Source organism: Pararhizobium arenae, assembly GCF_001931685.1.
In the GTDB taxonomy this organism is placed as follows: Bacteria; Pseudomonadota; Alphaproteobacteria; order Rhizobiales; family Rhizobiaceae; genus Pararhizobium; species Pararhizobium arenae.
Map to the genome: position 1 here is coordinate 342,409 of NZ_MOOY01000005.1, position 21,495 is coordinate 363,903.

The 21,495-nt window shown below is 62.3% G+C and carries 18 protein-coding genes; 14 read left to right on the forward strand and 4 right to left on the reverse strand.

The annotated features are described in order from the left end of the window. Positions 1-232 precede the first annotated feature (232 nt). Together BLX89_RS13340 and BLX89_RS13345 are read left to right on the forward strand one after the other, a co-directional pair. A complete protein-coding gene (locus tag BLX89_RS13340) occupies positions 233-1,813 on the forward strand; it encodes a Re/Si-specific NAD(P)(+) transhydrogenase subunit alpha (RefSeq protein ID WP_075291385.1) in 1,581 nt (526 codons plus the stop codon). A 16-nt stretch (positions 1,814-1,829) separates the two neighbouring features. Continuing rightward, positions 1,830-3,263, forward strand: a complete 1,434-nt coding sequence (locus BLX89_RS13345; RefSeq protein WP_075291386.1) for an NAD(P)(+) transhydrogenase (Re/Si-specific) subunit beta — start codon at positions 1,830-1,832, stop codon at positions 3,261-3,263. 120 nt (positions 3,264-3,383) lie between these two features. Here BLX89_RS13345 and BLX89_RS13350 read toward each other — a convergent pair whose 3' ends face one another. After that, positions 3,384-4,085, reverse strand: a complete 702-nt coding sequence (locus tag BLX89_RS13350; RefSeq protein ID WP_075291387.1) for a GntR family transcriptional regulator — start codon at positions 4,083-4,085, stop codon at positions 3,384-3,386. Positions 4,086-4,366: 281 nt separating this feature from the next. Between BLX89_RS13350 and kduD the strand changes: the two genes are divergently transcribed. The 12 genes from kduD (at position 4,367) to cysG (ending at position 18,411) form a co-directional block, all read left to right on the forward strand. Beyond that, positions 4,367-5,122 (forward strand): 2-dehydro-3-deoxy-D-gluconate 5-dehydrogenase KduD, encoded by a 756-nt coding sequence (kduD, locus tag BLX89_RS13355; protein WP_075291388.1) that lies wholly within the window; start codon positions 4,367-4,369, stop codon positions 5,120-5,122. Positions 5,123-5,133: 11 nt separating this feature from the next. Continuing rightward, positions 5,134-5,466, forward strand: a complete 333-nt coding sequence (locus tag BLX89_RS13360) for a cupin domain-containing protein (protein ID WP_425348612.1) — start codon at positions 5,134-5,136, stop codon at positions 5,464-5,466. A 164-nt stretch (positions 5,467-5,630) separates the two neighbouring features. Then, positions 5,631-6,530: an SMP-30/gluconolactonase/LRE family protein gene (locus tag BLX89_RS13365; protein ID WP_075291389.1), complete on the forward strand. Its 900-nt coding sequence runs from the start codon at positions 5,631-5,633 to the stop codon at positions 6,528-6,530. Positions 6,531-6,721: 191 nt separating this feature from the next. Further along, the gene (locus tag BLX89_RS13370) at positions 6,722-7,405 is read left to right on the forward strand and encodes a ParA family protein (RefSeq protein ID WP_075291390.1); all 684 of its coding nucleotides are present in this window, start codon (positions 6,722-6,724) and stop codon (positions 7,403-7,405) included. Beyond that, a complete protein-coding gene (locus BLX89_RS13375; RefSeq protein WP_075291550.1) occupies positions 7,405-7,719 on the forward strand; it encodes a hypothetical protein in 315 nt (104 codons plus the stop codon). Before BLX89_RS13370 ends, BLX89_RS13375 begins: the two co-directional genes overlap by 1 nt. A gap of 123 nt (positions 7,720-7,842) precedes the next feature. Then, positions 7,843-8,445: an ANTAR domain-containing response regulator gene (locus BLX89_RS13380; protein ID WP_075291391.1), complete on the forward strand. Its 603-nt coding sequence runs from the start codon at positions 7,843-7,845 to the stop codon at positions 8,443-8,445. Next, the gene (locus tag BLX89_RS13385) at positions 8,442-9,653 is read left to right on the forward strand and encodes a CmpA/NrtA family ABC transporter substrate-binding protein (RefSeq protein WP_075291392.1); all 1,212 of its coding nucleotides are present in this window, start codon (positions 8,442-8,444) and stop codon (positions 9,651-9,653) included. The genes BLX89_RS13380 and BLX89_RS13385 overlap by 4 nt, the downstream gene beginning before the upstream one ends. 322 nt (positions 9,654-9,975) lie before the next feature. Then, a complete protein-coding gene (locus tag BLX89_RS13390; protein WP_075291393.1) occupies positions 9,976-11,232 on the forward strand; it encodes an MFS transporter in 1,257 nt (418 codons plus the stop codon). 14 nt (positions 11,233-11,246) lie between these two features. Further along, positions 11,247-13,697 carry a nitrite reductase large subunit NirB gene (nirB, locus tag BLX89_RS13395; RefSeq protein ID WP_075291394.1) on the forward strand — a complete coding sequence of 817 codons (2,451 nt, stop codon included), beginning with the start codon at positions 11,247-11,249 and terminating at the stop codon, positions 13,695-13,697. A gap of 19 nt (positions 13,698-13,716) precedes the next feature. After that, a complete protein-coding gene (gene nirD / locus BLX89_RS13400; protein ID WP_075291395.1) occupies positions 13,717-14,046 on the forward strand; it encodes a nitrite reductase small subunit NirD in 330 nt (109 codons plus the stop codon). A gap of 221 nt (positions 14,047-14,267) precedes the next feature. Beyond that, positions 14,268-16,919, forward strand: coding sequence for a nitrate reductase (locus tag BLX89_RS13410; RefSeq protein WP_075291397.1), 2,652 nt, complete (start codon positions 14,268-14,270; stop codon positions 16,917-16,919). After that, a complete protein-coding gene (gene cysG / locus BLX89_RS13415; protein WP_075291398.1) occupies positions 16,891-18,411 on the forward strand; it encodes a siroheme synthase CysG in 1,521 nt (506 codons plus the stop codon). The genes BLX89_RS13410 and cysG overlap by 29 nt, the downstream gene beginning before the upstream one ends. A 9-nt stretch (positions 18,412-18,420) precedes the next feature. On the opposite strand, the gene BLX89_RS13420 is transcribed toward cysG, so the two are convergent. From BLX89_RS13420 to hutG, 3 genes are read right to left on the reverse strand one after another with little or no spacing between them, the layout of a single operon-like run. Continuing rightward, entirely contained in the window at positions 18,421-18,984 is a 564-nt protein-coding gene (locus tag BLX89_RS13420; protein WP_075291399.1) for a HutD/Ves family protein, read from the reverse strand. A 19-nt stretch (positions 18,985-19,003) separates the two neighbouring features. Continuing rightward, positions 19,004-20,677, reverse strand: coding sequence for a urocanate hydratase (gene hutU / locus BLX89_RS13425; RefSeq protein WP_075291400.1), 1,674 nt, complete (start codon positions 20,675-20,677; stop codon positions 19,004-19,006). 16 nt (positions 20,678-20,693) lie between these two features. Next, positions 20,694-21,494, reverse strand: a complete 801-nt coding sequence (gene hutG, locus BLX89_RS13430) for an N-formylglutamate deformylase (protein WP_075291401.1) — start codon at positions 21,492-21,494, stop codon at positions 20,694-20,696. Between the last annotated feature and the right edge of the window lies 1 nt (position 21,495).

Sequence of the window (21,495 nt, forward strand, 5' to 3'; positions counted from 1 at the left end):
GAGAATCAGCTTTATCTCTCCCATCCGTCATCGCTTGGTTACGCGGGCATTTGGCCGCCTTGCCTTTGCGTGAAAAATAAAATCGATTAGTAGAGTCCGAAAAGCGACGAGAATACGCGGTTTTGCGCCGGGGCGTACTGGACAGTACGCTTTTGGTTTGCTTGTGCTGCGTGTGCTTTTTCGAAGCCGTCATGCGTTGGAGGCAAGCGACGGCGGAATGGGAGGAAACTGAATGGCAGTCAAAATTGCGGCCTTGCGGGAAATCGCGCCCGGCGAACGTCGTGTTGCGCTGACGCCGGAGAGCGCGGTTCAACTGAAGAAGCTTGGCTATGACAGCATCGTCGAGACGGGCGCGGGTGTCGCGGCCGGATTTTCGGACGATGCCTATCGTGCCGCAGGCGTGACGGTGGCCGAGAGTGCAGCTGCGCTTTCCGAGGCGGCGGATGTGATCGTGAAGGTACGGCCGCCGGAAGTGGACGAGGTCGAGCGGTTGCGCTCCGGACAGACGCTGATTTCGTTCTTCTATCCCGGTCAGAATGCAGCCCTTCTGGAGCAGGTCCGCGCCACCGGCGCCAACGTGATTGCCATGGACATGGTGCCGCGCATCTCGCGCGCCCAGAAGATGGATGCCCTGTCTTCGATGGCCAACATCGCCGGCTACCGCGCGGTCATCGAAGCCGGCAACAATTTCGGCCGCTTCTTCACCGGCCAGGTGACGGCCGCCGGTAAAGTACCGCCGGCTAAAGTGCTGGTTATCGGCGCCGGTGTCGCCGGCCTTGCCGCGATCGGCACGGCAACCTCGCTCGGCGCGATTACCTATGCCTTCGACGTGCGGCCCGAAGTTGCCGAGCAGATCGAGAGCATGGGCGCGGAGTTCGTCTACCTCGATTTTGCCGATCAGCAACAGGATGGCGCCGCCACGGGCGGTTATGCCGCGCCGTCCTCGCCGGAGTTCCGCGAGAAGCAGCTGGCCAAGTTTCGCGAACTGGCGCCGGAGATCGACATCGTCATCACCACGGCGCTGATTCCGGGCCGCGATGCGCCAAAGCTGTGGCTTGCCGACATGGTTGCTGCAATGAAGCCGGGCTCGGTCGTGATCGACCTTGCGGCCGAGCGCGGCGGCAATTGCGATCTGACCGTGCCGGACGAGAAGATCGTTTCGGACAATGGCGTCACCGTCATCGGCTACACCGATTTCCCGAGCCGCATGGCCGCGCAGGCCTCGACGCTCTATGCGACCAACATTCGCCACATGATCAGCGATCTCACGCCGGCCAAGGACGGCGTCCTCGTCCACAACATGGAAGACGATGTCATCCGCGGCGCGACTGTCGCCTATCAGGGAGAGATCACCTACCCGCCGCCGCCGCCGAAGATCCAGGCGATCGCGGCGCAGAAGCCCAAGGAAAAGGTGAAGGAGCCGACGCCAGAGGAGAAGCGGGCGAGGGAGGTCGCCGCCTTCAAGGCGCAGACCCGCAGCCAGGGCCTGCTGCTTCTGATCGGCACGGCGCTGCTGCTGCTCGTCGGGGCCTTTGCGCCCGCAAGCTTCATGAACCACTTCATCGTGTTCGTGCTGTCCTGCTTCATCGGCTTCCAGGTCATCTGGAATGTCTCCCACTCGCTGCACACGCCGCTGATGGCCGTGACCAATGCCGTCTCCGGCATCGTCATCCTCGGCGCATTGTTGCAGATCGGCTCGAGCCATTGGCTGGTGACGACGCTTGCCGCACTGTCGGTTTTGATCGCCACGGTCAACATCGTCGGCGGTTTTCTCGTGACCCGCCGCATGCTCGCCATGTTCCAGAAGTCGTGATCGGGGGGATCACAGCATGACCATCGGTATCGTTTCGGCCGCCTATGTTGCGGCAGCAGTCCTTTTCATCCTCTCGCTCGGCGGGCTTTCGGGCCAGGAAAGCGCCAAGCGCGCCGTCTGGTATGGCATTGTCGGCATGGCGCTGGCGGTCATCGCCACGGTCTTTTCCCCCGGTGTCGACAGTTGGGCCATCATTCTCCTGATGATCGTCGGCGGCTCGGCTGCCGGTTACATCGTCGCCTCGCGCGTGCAGATGACGGAGATGCCGCAGCTTGTCGCAGCGCTGCATTCCTTCGTCGGGCTTGCCGCCGTGTTCATCGGTTTCAACGCCCATATCGAGGCGGGTGAAGTCGCGGGCCTCGATGAGGCCGCACGCTCGGCGCTGACCGGCTTTGCCGCCATCCTCGCCCACAAGACGCCGGTCGAGCTTGCCATCATGAAGGTCGAGGTGTTCCTCGGCGTGTTCATCGGCGCCGTCACCTTTACCGGCTCGGTCATCGCTTTCGGCAAACTGGCCGGCAAGGTCGATGGCAAGGCGAAGAAACTGCCGGGCGGCCATGTCCTCAACGCTTCCGCCGCCATACTGTCGCTGATCCTGCTCATCCTGTATGTGAACGGCGCCGGCGTGTGGACCCTCGTCCTGATGACGCTTGCCGCCTTCTTCATCGGCTATCACCTAATCATGGGCATCGGCGGTGCCGACATGCCGGTCGTCGTGTCGATGCTGAACTCCTATTCCGGCTGGGCGGCGGCTGCCATCGGATTTACGCTCGGCAATGACCTGTTGATCGTCACAGGCGCGCTGGTAGGCTCTTCCGGTGCGATCCTCTCCTACATCATGTGCAAGGCGATGAACCGCTCCTTCATCTCGGTCATTCTCGGCGGTTTCGGTGCGACGACCGGGCCGGCGATGGAGATATCGGGCGAGCAGATCGCCATCGATTCCGAAGGGGTTGCGGCCGCCCTCAACGATGCCGACAGCGTCATCATCGTGCCGGGCTACGGCATGGCGGTCGCGCAGGCGCAGGCTGCGGTCTCCGAACTCACCCGCAAGCTGAGGGCCGCCGGCAAGACGGTGCGTTTTGCCATTCATCCCGTCGCCGGCCGTCTGCCGGGCCACATGAACGTGCTGCTGGCCGAGGCCAAGGTGCCCTACGACATCGTGTTGGAGATGGACGAGATCAATGACGATTTCCCCGAGACCGACGTCGTCATCGTCATCGGCTCCAACGACATCGTCAATCCGGCGGCCCAGGAGGACCCGAACTCGCCTATCGCCGGCATGCCGGTGCTCGAGGTCTGGAAGGCCAAGCAGGTGTTTGTCTCCAAGCGCGGGCAGGGCACCGGCTATTCCGGCATCGAAAACCCGCTGTTCTACAAGGACAACACCCGCATGTTCTACGGCGATGCCAAGGTCTCGGTCTCGGCATTGCTGCCGATGATTGCGTGACGGCAGATGCCGGCCCCGGATTTTCTTGTTTCCAGATCAGGGAATCCGGGACTGGCTCTCATTTTGGCTCGCCCGCTGGTCAGATGGGCCTGATACTTTTCTGCACGCGAGCGATACCGCTTACTCGAACAAATCCGGATTGTTGGCCTCGATCTGCGGAAGGTCGGCCAGAATGCCGTTGAGATGGCGTCGCATGGCGGCTTCGGAGGCGTCGGCGTCCCGGCTGTCGATGGCCGTGATGATCGCCTCATGCTCGGTGATCAGACGGCTCATGGAATCCGGCTTGCGGAGCTGGAGGTTGCAGACCCTGTCCATGTGCGCCTTGATATCCGAGATGGCGTTCCAGGCGAGGCTGCAGCCGGCGCCTTCGGCAATCGCGATATGAAACTGCTCGTCCTCGCGGCGAAAGGCATTGTGATCATGCGCCTCCATCGCCGCAGTCTGGCGTGCGAGGATGGTATCGATCCGGCGGCGCGTCCAGCCGTCGAAACCTTCGCTCGCGCGGCGGGCAACGGCGGTCTCGATCGCTTCGCGCACGAAGCGTGCTTCCATCATCTGCCGGGCTGAGATGCGCACGACGACCGTGCCGCGGTTCGGGCGGATGTCGACCAGCTTGGACTTTCCAAGCGCAATCAGCGCCTCCCGAACAGGCTGGCGCGAAACGCCCATGCGCGTTGCGATTTCCTGTTCCGAAAGCCGCGTGCCGGGTGCAAGCTCCAGCCGCACGATCTGTTCGCGCAGCTCCCGTTCGACCTGTGCGGCTGCCGTCTCGCCCGTTTCGATCTTCAGGGATGCCAGGTTCATATCTTTCGCCGCCGTCATGCGTTGACATCGAGATTAGGCCACCATACAGTACCATACAATTCAAGTCTATTAGAAATCCGGTACGCACAACGCCGGATCAGTTGAGAGGGGTCGGGCATCTTGTTCGGCTTTGGAGAGATAGTGCGGTCGAGTTTCACTGTGCCCGATTGCACAGATGCAGTCCGAGCCTTGGGCGGCTTTTCGCGACGCTGGCTGGAGAACTTTTTACCGGGTTGGCAGCATGGCCGGCGGCAATTTCCGGGTGTCTGCAGCTTTGATTACGTGAGGGAGCAGTTTCGATGAGCCTTTTTGACCTGACCGGCCGCTTCGCGATCGTAACCGGTGCCAATACCGGCATCGGTCAGGCCATTGCGGTCGGCTTGGCGCAGGCCGGTGCCGACATCGTCGGCGTCGGTCGATCGGCGATGACGCAAACGCAGGAAAGCGTCGTGGCGAAGGGTCGGCGATTTTTCCCCATCACCGCGGATCTGTCTCAGGCCAACAAAGCCGCGGACGTGATCGGCGAAGCACTGGCCTTGGGCGCCAAGCCGGATATTCTCGTCAACAATGCCGGCATCATCCGCCGCGGCGACGCCCTGGACTTTACGGAGGAAGACTGGGATGCGGTGCTCGACACCAATCTTAAGTCGGCATTCTTTCTCAGTCAGGCGTTTGCAAAGGCGGCGGTTGCGGCGGGTAAACCAGCCAAGATCATCAATATTGCCTCGATGCTCTCCTTTCAGGGCGGCATTCGCGTGGCGTCCTACACGGCCGCCAAAAGTGGCCTTGCTGGGCTCACAAAGCTGATGGCAAACGAGTGGGCTGCCAAGGGCATCAACGTCAATGCCATCGCTCCGGGTTATGTGGAAACGAACAACACCACCGCGCTTCGCGCCGATGCCGAACGCAACGCCGATATCCTGAAACGCATCCCCGCCGGGCGCTGGGCGCGGGCGGACGATATGGCCGGCGCTGCCGTCTTTCTAGCGTCATCGGCATCCGATTATGTGCATGGCGCCATCCTGCCGGTCGACGGCGGCTGGCTTGCCCGTTGAAAGGACTGACATTGCAATACTATTCCCTGCCCGAAAACACGGTCTGGACCGAAGTCGCGCCCGGAAACCGTCGTGCCGTCCTCAGCGAACGACCGGAGATGATGCTGGTTGCCTTCAGCTTCGAGAAGGATGCCATCGGCGCGCTCCACTCCCATCCGCATACGCAGGTGAGCTACGTGGCGGAGGGGACTTTCGACGTCACCGTTGACGGTGTCACCACCCGCCTTGGTCCCGGCAGCAGCTTCATCGTTGCCCCGAACCTGGTTCACGGTGTGGTGGCGCTGACAAAAGGCTTGCTGATCGACACCTTCACGCCGCGCCGGGACGATTTTCTGCAAAAATAGCTTCCCTTTCTCGCCACTGCGAGGATGCCGCTGTCTTGTCGAGGACTGATGACAGTCGGGTTCCGGGCTCGGCGGCAGGTTCTGGTCAAGGGCGTGTTTCACCCTTGCCCGACGCGGGCTGATCGTTATCTTGCCGCAGACGCAATCGGTCGGGAGGAAGCGGCATGTCGTTTTTCGTGGCGGAGGACAAGGAGTTCTCCACATACGTCCTGGGGAACGCCCCGCTGAAAAAGCTTGTCGATGGATTCGACTGGGTCGAAGGCCCTGTCTGGTTCGGCGATCACAACTGCCTGCTGTTTTCCGATATTCCAAACAATCGCATTCTGCGCTGGAGCCCGGAAACGGGGCTCAGCACCTTTCGCGAGCCATCGAATTTTTCCAACGGTCACACCCGCGATCGACAGGGTCGTCTCGTCAGTTGCGAGCATGGCAGTCGCCGTGTGACCCGCAGCGAACATGACGGCTCGATAACGGTCATAGCCGACAGCTACGAAGGCAAGCGGCTGAACTCACCCAACGACGTGATCGTCGCCTCGGATGACGCCATCTGGTTTACCGACCCGCATTACGGCATCGCATCCGATTACGAAGGCACGCGCTCCGGGCAGGAACTGCCCTGCAATGTCTACCGCGTCGATGCAAAGTCCGGCGAAATCCGCGCCGTGCTCACCGATTTCAATTGCCCGAACGGTCTCGTCTTCAGCCCGGATGAGAAGCGTCTCTATGTTGCCGATACCGGCCGTATGTTCTCACGCGATGCCCAGCATATCCGGGCGTTCGATGTCGGTACGAATTACAAGCTCACCGGCGGCGATGTCTTCCATGTGATCGAGCCCGGCTGCGCCGATGGTATGCGGGTGGATGAAGCCGGTAATCTCTGGTCTTCCGCTCGCGACGGCGTGCATTGCATCGCGCCCGATGGTCATCGGCGGGGCAAGATCCTCGTGCCGGAAACCGTCTCCAACGTCTGCTTCGGCGGCCGCCACGGCCATCGCCTGTTCATTACGGCGACCACATCGGTCTATGCGGTGTCGCTCGCCATTCGCGGCGCGGACCGCAGGTGATGCCAAGGAGAGGCTGATCCTTTTCTCCTTCTCATCGTTTCAATAGCTTAGAGCTGAAATCATGATTCAGGTCATGCTTGATTGCAGTGTTGATATCATTCCTGCAATCAAGCTTGAAATCAATCAATCAAGGTTGCAACCTTCAGAGATTGCTTGCTAGAAATGCCGTTAGAATCAGTTGGAGTTCGGTCATGCCGGTTATTTCTGCGGCCAATCCCAAAGGGGGAGCGGGTAAATCGACAAGCGTGCTGGCGCTCGCCACATGCCTGTCCCAACAGGGCGCATCCGTCGTCATCATCGACGCCGATCCCAACCGCCCCATCACCGACTGGCGATCAGGCAACAGCAAGCTGCCGATCCAGGTCCGCTCCGACGCGACGGAAGCCAACATCCGGGATGTGATCAACGAGACCGCCAGTCAGGCACAGTTCGTGTTTGTCGATCTTGAAGGCACCGCCAGCCGGCTGACATCGCGTGCCATCATCCGCAGCGATCTGACGCTGATTCCCCTGGGCGGCAGCGCGCTCGATGCGCAGCAGGCCGCACGCGCCGTCAACCTCGTCAGGGAAAGCGAGGAGGATATCGGCCGGAAGCTGAATTTCATTCTCGCCTTCAACCGGACGAACCCGCCGCCATTCGTGCGGCGTATCGAACGCGAGATCGCCACCCAGATGCACAAGAACGATCTGCCGATTCTGAAGTCCCATCTTCACCGCCGGGAAGCGTTCAATGCCATGTTCATGGAGCGGCTGAGCCTCCATGAGCTCAGCCCGTCCAGGGTCAACGGTGTTGCGGCGGCGATCGAGAATGCCATGCATTTTACCGGTGAGGTTCTCGAAGTGCTTCGCGGCGCCACACGCGAAAGGGCGGCATGATGTCGAGAGATTTCGGGTTCAGCGGAAAAGACGGCAAGCTCGACCTTTCGGGTTTTGCGCCGAGGCCAGCGGTGGAAAACACCACCCCACCCCGGGAGGAGAGTATCGCGGAGCAAAGCGCCGAGCGGGCCGGCTTCCACAGCCGGTCGCCCGTCGAGCGTGTGGCGCGGGTCCGCAAGCCCTCGCAGCCTTTCGATCAGGCATTCGTGCGCGCGCCGGTGGATGTGATCAACCGCTTCAAGCTTTTCTGCAACAACACCGGGCTTTCCTACGGCGAGGCTTTGGACGAACTGATGCGGCGCTCCGGAGTCTGACGGCGACCGCTTTTCCTTGTGCGCGTGCGAACATGGCTTGATGCCAAGCCCCGCTTCTGCTGTTAATCCCGCAGAGACATCAGATGGAGCAGCGGCAGCATTGAGCCCCAACGTCGAAATTTCATGAGCCCCACGCGCCTTAACGTTCTGGTTATCGACGAAAATCGTATCCGTGCCTCGATCATCGAGGAGGGCCTGCGCGAGGGTGGCTATGATCAGGTTACCGTCATTGACGACATGCACGGCCTTGCGCGACGTATCGCCGAGATAAACCCGGATGTGATCGTCATCGATCTGGAAAACCCCAATCGCGACATGCTGGAAAGTTTCTTCCAGATTTCCCGTGCGGTACGGCGGCCGATCGCGATGTTTGTCGACAAGTCCGATGAAGCCTCGATCGAGGCCGCCGTCGATGCAGGGGTCTCCGCCTATATCGTCGACGGGCTGAAGCAGGAGCGGGTGCGGCCGATCCTCAAGATGGCGATCAGCCGTTTCAATGCCTTCTCGCGCCTGTCGCGCGAGCTTGAGGAAACCCGCGGCGAACTGGAGAACCGCAAGATCATCGGTCGCGCCAAGGGCCTGCTGATGCGCTCGCGCGGGCTGTCGGAGGAAGCGGCCTATGCGCTCCTGCGCAAGACGGCCATGAACCAGAACCGCAAGATCGTCGAGATCGCCCAAAGTCTTGTCACCGCCGCAAGCCTTCTTGACCCGGGAGCCAGCGAATGACGACCAGACACGAGATTACCGCCGGTTTCGTTCCGCTGCTGGACAGCGCGCTCCTTGTTGCCGCGCGGGAAAAAGGGTTCGCCGAAAAAAACGACATAACGCTCTCGCTGGTGCGCGAGCGCTCCTGGGCTTCGATCCGTGACCGGCTGGCCGTCAGCCATGTCGACGTCGCCCATATCCTCGGGCCCATGCCGATTGCCTGCAATCTCGGCCTCAGCGCGCCCGCCCAGAAGATGATCGTGCCGATGGCGCTGGGGCTGGGCGGCAATGCCGTGACGGTTTCGGCTGCGCTCTGGTGGGCGATGGCGGGTCATGGCGCCACGCCCGATCTCGATGCTCGCCGCAATGGCGAGGCCCTGCAGCATGTCATTGCGGAACGGCGGGGCGTCCCGCTCCGCTTCGGGGTCGTGCATCCCTTTTCCGGCCATAACTATGAGCTGCGATACTGGCTGGCGGCCAGCGGCATCGATCCGGATCGCGATATCGAGATTCTCGTCCTGCCGCCGCCGGACATGGGCGATGCGCTTGCCCAGGGGCTCATCGATGGCTATTGCGCGGGCGAACCCTGGAACACGTTCGGCGTCGTGCATCGTGGCGCGCATCTCGCAACAACAAAGGCTGCGATCTGGAGATCAAGTCCGGAAAAAGTTCTGGGCGTCAATGCGGGCTGGGCGGCGGCCCACCCGGAGGCGCTTTCGGCGCTGATCGCCGCGCTCGATGAGGCGTCGCGCTGGTGCGGACGGCCGGAGAACCACGCCGAACTGGCAGACATCCTGTCAAGCCCGGCCTATGTCGGGGGCGACGCGGCGCTGCTGCTGCCGGCGCTGACCGGCATGCTCTCTGTCGGCGGCGAGACCCGCTTTGTCCGTGATTTCTTTGTGCCGCATGCCAAGGCGGCGACGTTCCCCTGGAAGAGCCATGCTCTCTGGTTCTACACGCAAATGGTTCGCTGGGGGCAGACGAAGCATTCTGCCGCCCATCAGGAGATAGCCGCCGAGACATATCGGCCCGATCTTTACCGAACCGCTTTGAAATCCCGGGGCGTTGCCCTGCCGTCCGCCAGCGCCAAGGTGGAAGGGGCACTCACGGTCGAGACGCCGGTCGGCTCTTCCGGAAACTTAAGCCTTGGGCCAGATGGTTTCTTCGATGGCGGACTTTTTGATCCGGATGCGGTCGATGACTACATCGCGGCTCAGACGAAACGTTGAGTTTCACTTGAGCCTAATTTATGCGCAGTGCACAAAATTTGGCACTTTGTTTGCGCGTTCGCGGCACAAGCCTCTTCGATCCATTCGAATGATATCACGCAAGTCTTTGAAAAATATAGAACGACAAAAACTGGCACGCCTCTTGCATTTCTAATAGCAGGCCACGAGGCCACGATATCGGCGTCCAACGACGGGCGCCTCCAGCAAAGCCGCTGATCAGGAAATGCGCACGCATCCGCGTGATCGCTCACCTGCTCAGCGGCTTTTTGTTTTTCACCCCCTAGATTGGAGCGGCACGACCTTGTCGGGCCTCGGAGAAGCTATGTCTGAAAATACGAAAGCCATGTCTCCCGGTGAACCAGCCAAAGCCCTGTGGATGTCCACGCTGGCCTTCACCATCTGTTTCGCCGTCTGGACGATCTTTGCGATCATCGGCATTCGCATCAAGCAGGACCTTGGCTTGAGCGAAGCCCAGTTCGGCCTGCTCATCGGCACGCCGATCCTGTCGGGTTCTCTCGTTCGCATCGTGCTCGGCATCTGGACCGGCCGTTACGGCGGCCGTCTCGTCTATACGCTCACCATGCTTGCCGCAGCCCTTTCGACCTTCCTGCTCTCCTACGCCACGACGTTCCCGCAGATGCTGCTGGCCGGTCTCGGTGTTGGCCTCGCCGGCGGTTCCTTTGCCGTTGGCGTTGCCTATGTCTCGCCGTTCTTCTCGGCTGACAAGCAGGGCACCGCACTCGGCATCTTCGGCGCCGGCAATGTCGGCGCGGCTGTCACCAAGTTCCTCGCGCCCTTCGTGCTTCTCGCCTGGGGCTGGCAGGCCGTTGCCCAGATCTGGGCGCTCGGGCTCGTCGTCATGGCCGTGATTTTCTGGTTCAGCACGACCGATGATCCGTCGTTCAAGGCACGCCGCGAGCGCGGTGCCGCACCCCGCAGCCTCGCCCAGGAGTTTGCACCGCTCAAGAACGTGCAGGTCTGGCGCTTCTCGCTCTATTACTTCTTCGTCTTCGGCGGCTTCGTCGCGCTCGCCCTCTGGCTGCCGCGTTATCTCGTCGGCGTCTATGGCTTCGATATCGCGCTCGCCGGCATGATCGCCGCCGCCTATTCCATCCCCGGCAGCATTTTCCGCGCTTTTGGCGGCGTTCTTTCCGATCGCAAGGGTGCCCGCACTGTTATGTACTGGGTGCTCGGCGTCTCGGCGCTCGCAACCCTCATCCTGTCGCTGCCGGCGGCGACGGACGGCCCGGCCTTCGGCATCACGCCGGCCGTGTTCATCGTCGTGATCTTCGTGCTCGGTTTCTTCATGAGCCTCGGCAAGGCCGCCGTCTACAAGCACATCCCGGCCTATTATCCCGATAGCGTCGGCGCCGTCGGCGGTGTCGTCGGCATGGTCGGCGGTCTCGGCGGGTTCATCCTTCCGATCGCCTTCGGCTTCCTGAAGGATATCACCGGCCTCTGGTCGAGCTGCTTCATGCTGCTCTTTGCCGTCGTCGCCGTGTCGCTCATCTGGATGCACCTGTCGATCCGCCAGATGGAGCGTAACGCGCTCTCCGTCTCGGCCGTCGCTGCAGCCTGAACCGGGAAACGAAAATGACAGAAAAACTCGTCATCATCGGCAACGGCATGGCGCCGGGACGCATGCTGGAGCATCTGCTCGACAAGGCGCCGGACCAGTATCAGGTCACGATTTTCAACGCCGAGCCGCGCGTCAACTACGACCGCATCATGCTCTCGCCGGTTCTCTCCGGCGAGAAGGAATTCGAAGAGATCGTCATCCACGGTGACGGCTGGTACATCAAGCACGACATCACCCTCTACAAGGGCCACAAGATCATCGCGATCGACCGGACGGCAAAGACGGTCACGTCCGACCACGGCGTCACCGAAAGCTACGACAAGCTGGTGATCGCCACCGGTTCGGTGCCCTTCATCATCCCGGTTCCGGGCAATGATTTGCCCGGCGTCATCACTTATCGCGATCTGGACGACGTGCAGGCCATGCTGCTCGCCGCCCAGTCCCGCGAAAAGGCTGTCGTCATCGGTGGCGGCCTGCTCGGTCTCGAAGCCGCCGCCGGTCTTGCCGGCCGTGGCATGGATGTGACCGTGCTACACGTCATGCCGTCCCTGATGGACCGGCAGCTCGATCCCGCGGCCGGCTATCTCCTCCAGAAGGAGCTGGAAGGCCGGGGCATCAAGATCATCTGCAAAGCCAACACCAAGGCGATCATCGGCAATGGCAAGGTCGAGGGCATCGAGCTCGACGACGGTCGCATCATCCCCGCAACGCTGGTGGTGATGGCGGTCGGCATCCGCCCGAGCGTCGGTCTTGCCAAGGAAGCCGGCCTTGCCGTCAACCGCGGCATCGTCGTCGATGACGGCATGCAGACGTCGGATGGCAATATCTGGGCGCTTGGCGAATGCGCCGAAGTCGGCGGCATGGTCTATGGCCTCGTCGCGCCGCTCTACGAGATGGCCCGTATCGCGGCATCTCATCTCGCAGGCGACCGTTCGCCGGCCTTCGTCCACTCCGATACGCCGACCAAGCTCAAGGTCACCGGCATCGAACTGTTCTCGCTTGGCGATTTCACAGATGGAGACGATCGCGAAGAGATCGTGCTGCGCGACGCTTCAGCCGGCGTCTACAAGCGGGTGGTGCTGAAGGAAAACCGCATCATCGGCACGGTGCTCTACGGCGAAACATCAGATGGCGCATGGTTCAACGACCTGAAGAAGAAGGCGACCGACATTTCGCAGATGCGCGAGACGCTGATCTTCGGCCAGGCCTATCAGGGAGGGTCTCCGCTGGACCCTATGGCGGCCGTTGCAGCCTTGCCGGATGACGCGGAAATCTGTGGCTGCAACGGCGTCTGCAAGGGCAAGATCACCTCGACCATAACCTCCAAGGGCCTGACGTCGCTCGACGACGTGCGCGCTCACACCAAGGCCTCCGCGTCCTGCGGCTCCTGCACGGGGCTGGTCGAAAAGCTGATGACGATCACGCTCGGCGACAGCTACAACCCCGCCGCCGTCCAGCCGATGTGCGGCTGCACGGAATTCGGCCACGACGAGGTGCGCCGGCTGATCAAGGCCAAGGGCCTGAAAACCATTCCGGCGGTGATGCAGGAACTGGAGTGGAAGACCTCCTGCGGCTGCGCCAAGTGCCGCCCGGCGCTCAACTACTATCTCGTCTGCGACTGGCCGGATGAATATGCCGACGACTACCAGTCGCGTTTCATCAACGAGCGTGTGCACGCCAACATCCAGAAGGACGGCACCTATTCCGTCGTGCCGCGCATGTGGGGCGGCGTGACTAACGCAGGCGAGTTGCGCGCCATCGCCGATGTCGTCGACAAGTTCGAGATACCGCTGGTGAAGGTCACCGGCGGTCAGCGCATCGATCTGCTCGGCATCGAGAAGGAAGACCTGCCCGCCGTCTGGGCCGATCTCGGCAAGGCCGGCTTCATCTCCGGTCAGGCCTATGCCAAGGGCCTGCGCACGGTGAAGACCTGCGTCGGTTCCGACTGGTGCCGTTTCGGCACGCAGGATTCAACCGGTCTCGGCATCCGCATCGAGAAATTCATGTGGGGCTCCTGGACGCCGGCCAAGCTGAAGATGGCGGTTTCCGGCTGTCCGCGAAACTGCGCGGAAGCGACCTGCAAGGATATCGGCGTGATCTGCGTCGATAGTGGCTTCGAAATCCATTTCGCAGGTGCCGCCGGCCTCGACATCAAGGGCACCGAGGTTCTCGGTCTCGTGAAGAGCGAGGACGAGGCGCTGGAGCATATCGTGGCGCTGACCCAGATGTACCGCGAGCAGGCCCGCTATCTCGAGCGCATCTACAAATGGGCAAAGCGCATCGGTCTCGATGAAATCCGCCGCCAGATCATGGACGATGCCGACAAGCGCAAGGCCTATTACGACCGCTTCGTCTTCAGCCAACAGTTCGCCCAGGTCGATCCGTGGTCGGAGCGTGTCTCCGGCAAGGACAAGCACGAGTTCCGGCCGATGGCATCCGTCGGCTTCAGCCAGGCCGCCGAGTGATCCGGGAAAGGAAAGAGACATGAACTGGCATCCCATCGGCAACATCACCGACATTCCGCTCCGGGGCGCACGCTGCGTGAAGACGCCGCAAGGTAAGATCGGCGTTTTCCGCACGGCCGAAAACGAGGTCTTCGCCATAGAGGACCACTGCCCGCACAAGGGCGGGCCGCTGACGCAGGGCATCGTTCACGGCAAGGCCGTGACCTGCCCGCTGCACAACTGGGTGATTTCGCTCGAAACCGGCAAGGCGCTGGGGGCCGATGAAGGTGAGGTCCGGACCATCCCTCTGCGTAACGAGGACGGCGAACTCTTCATCGCGCTGGAAAGCCTTATGATGGCGGCGGAGTAGGGGGATGGGAGGCGTTGCCATGCAGGTTCTGAACCAGCCGCTTTTACCCCCCTCTGCCCTGTCGGGCATCTCCCCCTCAAGGGGGGAGATTGGAGCGAGAGGCGGCCCCCAGCCGATCTCCCCCTTTGAGGGGGAGATGCCCGACAGGGCAGAGGGGGATAAAGCGGCAATCTCGGTAGTGGTGGCGTTACCCGATCCACACCTGCTGGGAGCCTATCGTCATGGCTGAAACGAAAACCACCTGTCCCTATTGCGGCGTCGGCTGCGGGGTGATCGCCAAGGTCGATGAGGAGGGCAAGGTTTCGGTGAAGGGCGATCCCGATCACCCCGCCAATTTCGGCCGCCTCTGCTCTAAGGGATCGGCACTGGCCGAGACCATCGATCTCGACGGCCGCCTGCTCGAGCCCGAAATCAACGGCAAGCCGGCAGAGTGGAACGAGGCGCTCGATCTCGTCGCCGAGCGTTTCTCCGCAGCCATCGCCGAACATGGACCGGATTCCGTTGCCTTCTACGTTTCCGGCCAGCTTCTGACCGAAGACTACTACATCGCCAACAAGCTGATGAAGGGCTATATCGGTTCCGCCAATATCGACACCAATTCAAGACTTTGCATGTCGTCTTCGGTGGCCGGACATCGCCGCGCCTTTGGGGCCGATACGGTGCCCGGCACCTATGAAGACCTTGAGCTTGCCGATCTCGTCATCCTCACCGGCTCCAATCTCGCCTGGTGCCACCCCGTCGTCTACCAGCGGCTTGCCGCCGCAAAGGCCGCCCGGCCGGGCATGAAGGTGGTGGTGATCGATCCGCGCCGGACGATGACGGCCGATATTGCCGACCTGCATCTGGCGGTGCGGCCCGATGGTGACGTCGCCCTGTTCAACGGCCTGCTCTCCCACCTCGCCAAGACCAGCGCCATCGACGAAAACTATGTAGCCGCCCACACCAACGGCTCTGCCGATGCCTTTGCCGCCGCAGGGACCCTGCGGTTTCCCGAACTGATGGAGCGCACCGGGCTCGGCGCCAGCGAATTGCGCCAGTTCTTCAGCCTGTTCGAACGGACCGAGCGGGTCGTCACCTGCTACAGCCAGGGCGTCAACCAGTCCACCTCCGGCACGGACAAGGTCAATGCCATCATCAACTGTCATCTGGCGACCGGCCGCATCGGCCGGTCGGGCATGGGGCCGTTTTCGCTGACGGGCCAACCAAACGCCATGGGCGGCCGCGAGGTCGGTGGCCTTGCCAATATGCTTGCGGCCCATATGGCCATCGAAAATGCGGAGGATCGCGATCGTGTCCAGCGTTTCTGGCAGTCGCCGACCATGGCTGATCACGCCGGCCTGAAGGCAGTCGATATGTTCCGCGCCGTTGCCGATGGACGCATCAAGGCGCTCTGGATCATGGCGACCAATCCGGTCGTTTCGATGCCGGATGCGGATGCCGTCGAGGCGGCGATTGCCGCCTGTCCCTTCGTCGTCGTCTCGGATGTGCTGAAGACGACCGATACCGCCCGCCACGCCCATGTGCTTCTGCCTTCGCTCGGCTGGGGCGAAAAGGATGGTACGGTGACCAATTCGGAGCGCCGCATCTCCCGCCAGCGCCCCTTCTTGGCCGCACCCGAGAAAGCGAAAGCCGACTGGTGGCAGCTTTGCGAAGTTGCCTATCGCATGGGCTATGACGGTTTCGACTATGCAACGCCTGCAGAGATATTTTCCGAGCACGCCGCTCTTTCCGCCTTTGAAAATGGTGGCACGCGCGATTTCGATATCGGCGCCTATGCCGCTCTTGAAGAAGCCTATTATGATGCTCTGAAGCCCTTTCAATGGCCGCAGCCGGCAGGAAAAGGCCGTGACACGACCCGGTTTTTCGCAACCGGCGGCTTCTATCATCCGGACGGACGCGCCCGTTTCATTGCCGTCTATCCGCCGGAAACGGATCGCACGACAACGGATTTTCCTTTAACGCTCAACACCGGCCGCATCCGCGATCAGTGGCATACGATGACCCGGACGGGAAAAAGCGCCCGACTTTCCGCCCATATCGCCGAGCCCTTTGCCGAAATCCATCCCCGCGATGCGCAGACCATCGGCATCGGCAGCGCTGGACTGGTCGAGATCGAAAGCCCCCACGGCAAAAGCATAGCTCGCGCCCTGATCACCGAGCGGCAGGCTCGCGGCAGCATCTTCGTGCCCATGCACTGGAACGACCAGTTTGCCGCAAAGGCCCGCATCGATGCCGTCGTGCCGCCGCTGACGGATCCCGTATCAGGCCAGCCTGCCTCCAAGAATGTCGCCATCGCAGCGCGGCCCTTTGTGGCTTCCTTCTATGGTTTCGCCGTTTCCGTCGCAAAGCCGGCGCAGCCGCAGGCAGACTACTGGGCTTTGGCGAAGGCCGATGGCGGATGGCGGATCGAGCTTGCCTTTGCCGAAGCCCCTGCCGACTGGACAGCATGGTGCCGAGCCACCTTCGGTATCGATGGCACCGTCGAGCCTTTGGGCTACGCCGATTACCAGACCGGAGACCTGAGACTCGCGTTCTTCGATGGCGAAAGGCTGCTTGCCGCCCTGTTTCTGGCGCGTGAGCCCGTGGCTGTGGCCCGCAACTGGGCGGTTTCGCAGCTCACAGCCGAACACGGCAATCTGCGCAAGCGCTTCACGCTGGTCGCCGGGCGTCCGGGCGCCGGCCGTGCCGATCCCGGCGCCACCGTCTGTTCCTGCTTCAGCGTCGGCGTCAATCAGATCGTCGGGGCCGTGCGTGGCGGTTGCCACAGCGTCGAGGCCCTCGGCAGGCAACTCAATGCCGGAACCAATTGCGGCTCCTGCCGCGCGGAAATCAGGGGGATCATCGATGGATGTCTTGCAGCAGCCGCGGAATGAAGCACCCGCCCGCATGGAGGCTTTGGCAAAACTGCCGGTCTTCTGGGCTTTGGAGAACAAACGCTGCGTTATCGTCGGCGGCTCCGATGCGGCGGCTTGGAAGGCGGAACTGCTCGCCTCCTGCGGCGCCCATGTCGAGGTGTTCGCGGAAACACTCAGCGAGACCTTCGGGGCCCTGCTCACTCGCCCACCGGCCCATGCGTCCGCCAAGCTGACCCACAGGCCGGAGCCCTGGAACGAACAGGTTCTCGCAGGTGCGACCCTTACGATCGGCGACTTCGAGGACACAGACGACGCCGCGGTTTTCTTCGCGGCGGCCCGCGCCGCAGGCGTGCCGGTCAATGTCATCGACAAGCCGGCCTATTGCCAGTTCCAGTTCGGCTCCATCGTCAACCGTTCACCGGCCATCATCGCGATCTCGACGGATGGTGCGGCGCCGATACTCGCGCAGGCCATCCGTCGCCGGATCGAGACGCTGCTGCCGCGCAGCCTGAAGGCCTGGGCGGCCCTTGCGCAATCCGTGCGCGAAAGTGTCAATCTCTGGCTGGAGCCGGGTCCGCAGCGCCGCGCCTTCTGGGAAAAATTCGTCGAAGCCGCTTTCACAAGTGCGGGTGCACCCGATGAGGAGGCCACCGTAGAGTTGATCCGTGAAGCGGAAGCGCTTTCCACCACCACCGAGCGCGGTCGCGTAACGCTGGTTGGCGCAGGTCCGGGCGACGCCGAACTCCTGACTTTGAAGGCGGTGCGCGCGCTGCAGGCAGCCGATGTCATCCTGTTCGACGATCTGGTCTCCGATGAGGTGCTGGAACTCGCACGCCGGGAGGCCAAGCGCATGCTGGTCGGCAAGCGCGGCGGCCGCGAAAGCTGCAAGCAGGAGGATATCAATGCCATGATGGTGAAGCTCGCCAAGGCGGGCAAGCGCGTGGTGCGGCTGAAATCCGGCGATCCGATGATTTTCGGGCGGGCCGGCGAGGAAATCGCCCATTTGAGGCAAGAGGGCATCCCTGTCGATGTCATTCCCGGCATCACCGCCGCAAGTGCCATGGCATCGCGTCTCGGCATATCGCTCACCCATCGCGATCATGCCCAGTCCGTTCGCTTTACCACCGGCCATTCCCGCCACGGCGGCCTGCCCGATGATATGGACTGGCGCTCTCTGGCCGATCCCAAAACGACGAACGTCTTCTACATGGGAGGCCGCACGGCGCCCCTCATCGCCCGGCGCCTTATGGAAGAAGGACTTTCGCCGGAAACGCCGGCCGTCGTCGTCAACAATGTCAGCCGGGCCAATGAGCGGTGCTGGTCCGGCACCTTGGGCAGCCTTGGCGAAGGTGTTCGTGACATCGGTTACGAACAGCCGGTGCTGATCGCCGTTGGCAATGCCTTTGCGGAAGGGCGGCTTGCTCCCCTTGCTATCCCCGGAGAGGCCGGGAAAGCCGCAAGCGCAGGCGACGGCGAGACGGATTTCTATCGGGCGACGGCGGCTGTTTGATGCCGAGCCTTATGCGATTTCGATGATGTAGGCAGTCGTCTCGCCGGTGCTATCGACGATCAGCTCCTCGCCAGCGGCAAGGTCGAGGATCACATCGTCGGCTGCGAGCGCATGGCGGGCCTCGCCTATGGTGACTGTTGCCGCGCCCGTGAAAACCACCGCGTTAAGCGTCTGCCGACCTGAAATCGAAAGCGTTCCGGACCATTGCAGCCGTTTCATTTCATGGCTGGCATGGCCGCGCGCCGTCATGATGTTGAGATCGGTCGTTTCCCCGCCCTCGATTTCTGCGTCGATGTCCACTTCGCCCGCAAAGGCAAAAGGGTCGCCGAGCGCGGTGAGGCGGGCAAGGTCCTTGCCCTCCGATATCAGCCGGACTGGATTGCCGCGCAGCGCCACGATGGTGCGGTCAATGCCTGGAAAGCGGGAGAAGGGGCCGGAGGAGCGGATCGTGGCAAGGCTGATGCGCCAGAGAAAAGGCACATCCTGCCCCGGCATCAGCGCCACCTCCCGGGTGACGCCCCCGCCGTTTTTCCATGGCATGGCTTTATGATCTGCCGCGCGCAATATCCGCATGATGTCCGGGCCGTTCGTTTTAGTTGCCGAGGATCCCGGGCAAACGCAGGCCCTTATCCTTGGCACATTCGATGGCGATGTCGTAGCCCGCGTCGGCGTGGCGCATGACGCCGGTTGCCGGGTCGTTCCAGAGAACACGCTCGAGACGCTTGGCGGCATCGTCCGAACCGTCGGCGCAGATGACGACGCCCGAATGCTGCGAGAAGCCCATGCCGACGCCGCCACCATGATGCAGCGACACCCAGGTCGCACCTGATGCAGTGTTGAGCAGGGCGTTGAGCAGCGGCCAGTCCGATACGGCGTCCGAACCGTCCTTCATCGCTTCGGTTTCGCGGTTCGGCGAGGCGACCGAGCCGCTGTCGAGATGGTCGCGGCCGATGACGATCGGCGCCTTCAGTTCGCCGTTCCTAACCATTTCGTTGAAGGCCAGTGCCAGCCTGTGGCGATCGCCGAGGCCGACCCAGCAAATGCGAGCCGGAACACCCTGGAAGGCGATGCGCTCGCGCGCCATGTCCAGCCAGTTGTGCAGGTGCTTGTTGTCCGGCAGCAGTTCCTTGACCTTGGCGTCGGTCTTGTAGATGTCTTCCGGATCGCCGGAGAGGGCCGCCCAGCGGAACGGGCCGATGCCCTTGCAGAACAGCGGGCGGATGTAGGCCGGAACGAAGCCCGGGAAGGCAAAGGCATTTTCGAGGCCTTCGTCCTTGGCCATCTGGCGGATGTTGTTGCCATAATCGAAGGTCGGGATGCCCATGTCCTGGAAGGCGATCATCGCTTCGACATGGTCTCGCATCGAGGCGCGTGCGGCCTTTTCCACCGACTTCGGATCGCTGACGCGCTTGTCCTTCCATTCACCCATCGTCCAGCCCTTCGGCAGATAGCCGTTGATCGGGTCGTGCGCCGAGGTCTGGTCGGTGACCATGTCCGGACGGATGCCGCGGCGGACCATCTCGGGCAGGATGTCGGCGCAGTTGCCGAGCAGGCCGACGGATTTCGCCTCGCCGTTCCTGGTCCAGCGGGCGATCATCTCCATCGCTTCGTCCAGCGTCTCGGCCTTTTCATCGAGATAGCGGGTGCGCAGACGGAAATCGATCGAATCCGGGTTGCACTCGACGGCAAGGCAGGACGCGCCGGCCATGACGGCTGCGAGCGGCTGGGCGCCGCCCATGCCGCCGAGGCCTCCGGTCAGGATCCACTTACCTTTTAGATCGCCGTTATAGTGCTGGTTGCCGGCCTCGACGAAGGTTTCGTAGGTGCCCTGCACGATGCCCTGCGTGCCGATGTAGATCCACGAGCCGGCGGTCATCTGGCCGTACATGGCGAGACCCTTCTTATCCAGCTCGTTGAAGTGATCCCAGGTTGCCCAGTGCGGCACGAGGTTTGAGTTGGCGATCAGCACGCGCGGCGCATCCTTATGGGTGCGGAACACGCCGACCGGCTTGCCGGACTGGACGAGCAGCGTTTCGTCCTCGTTGAGGCTGCGCAGCGTCTCGACGATCTTGTCGAAATCGGCCCAGGTACGCGCGGCGCGGCCGATACCGCCATAAACCACCAGCTCATGCGGGTTTTCCGCGACGTCGGGGTCGAGATTGTTCATCAGCATGCGCAGCGGCGCTTCGGTCATCCAGCTCTTGGCGGTGAGTTCGGTGCCCTTTGCGGCGCGCACGTCGCGGATGTTGTGACGGGGATTGCTCATTGTGTGTTCCTCCGGATCAGTGTGTCAGGCCAAGCGCTGTCTCTTCGATGCGCTGGAGAATGGTTTTGAGATAAGGGCGGAGCCGTTCGGCCTTGGCGGTGTCGTAGGCGAAGGGCGGCGCTTCGGTGGCAAGATGGGTGGATTGCGCCAGCTCCATCTGGATGGCATGCACGCCCGTCTCAGGTTTGCCGTAGTGACGGGTCGTCCAGCCGCCCTTGAAGCGGCCGTTGAGAATGCTGGTATAGCCGTTCGCGTTGAGCGCGACATCGACGGCGGCGTTCTGTATCGCGACATCGCAGGTCTTGCCGCCATCCGTGCCGATGTTGAAATCGGGCAGGATGCCTTCGAACAGGAAGGGGATGTCCGAGCGGATCGAGTGGCAGTCGTAGAGCACCGCGACACCGTGGATCGCTTTCACGCGTTCGATCTCGGCCAGGAGGGCTGCGTGATACGGCGCGTGGAAATCAGCGAGACGGGCAGCGATATCCGCCTCGGTCGGTTCTTCGCCGTCCTTCCAGATCGGAACGCCATCGAAATCCGTCGATGGAACGAGGCCGGTTGTGTTCTGGCCGGGATAGAGGCTGACGCCGTCCGGATCACGATTGGCGTCGATGACATAGCGATGGAAGGTAGCGCGCACGGTCGTCGCATTCGCCAGCAAGCCGGCGTAAAGATCGTGAATGTGCCAGTCGGCATCGGCAAGCAGCCGGCCGTTGTCGTTGAGGCGCTGGGAAATATCAGCCGGAATCTCCGTTCCCGTATGCGGGAAGGCGAGGATGACCGGCGATGAGCCTTGTTTAACTTCGAACACGGCCATG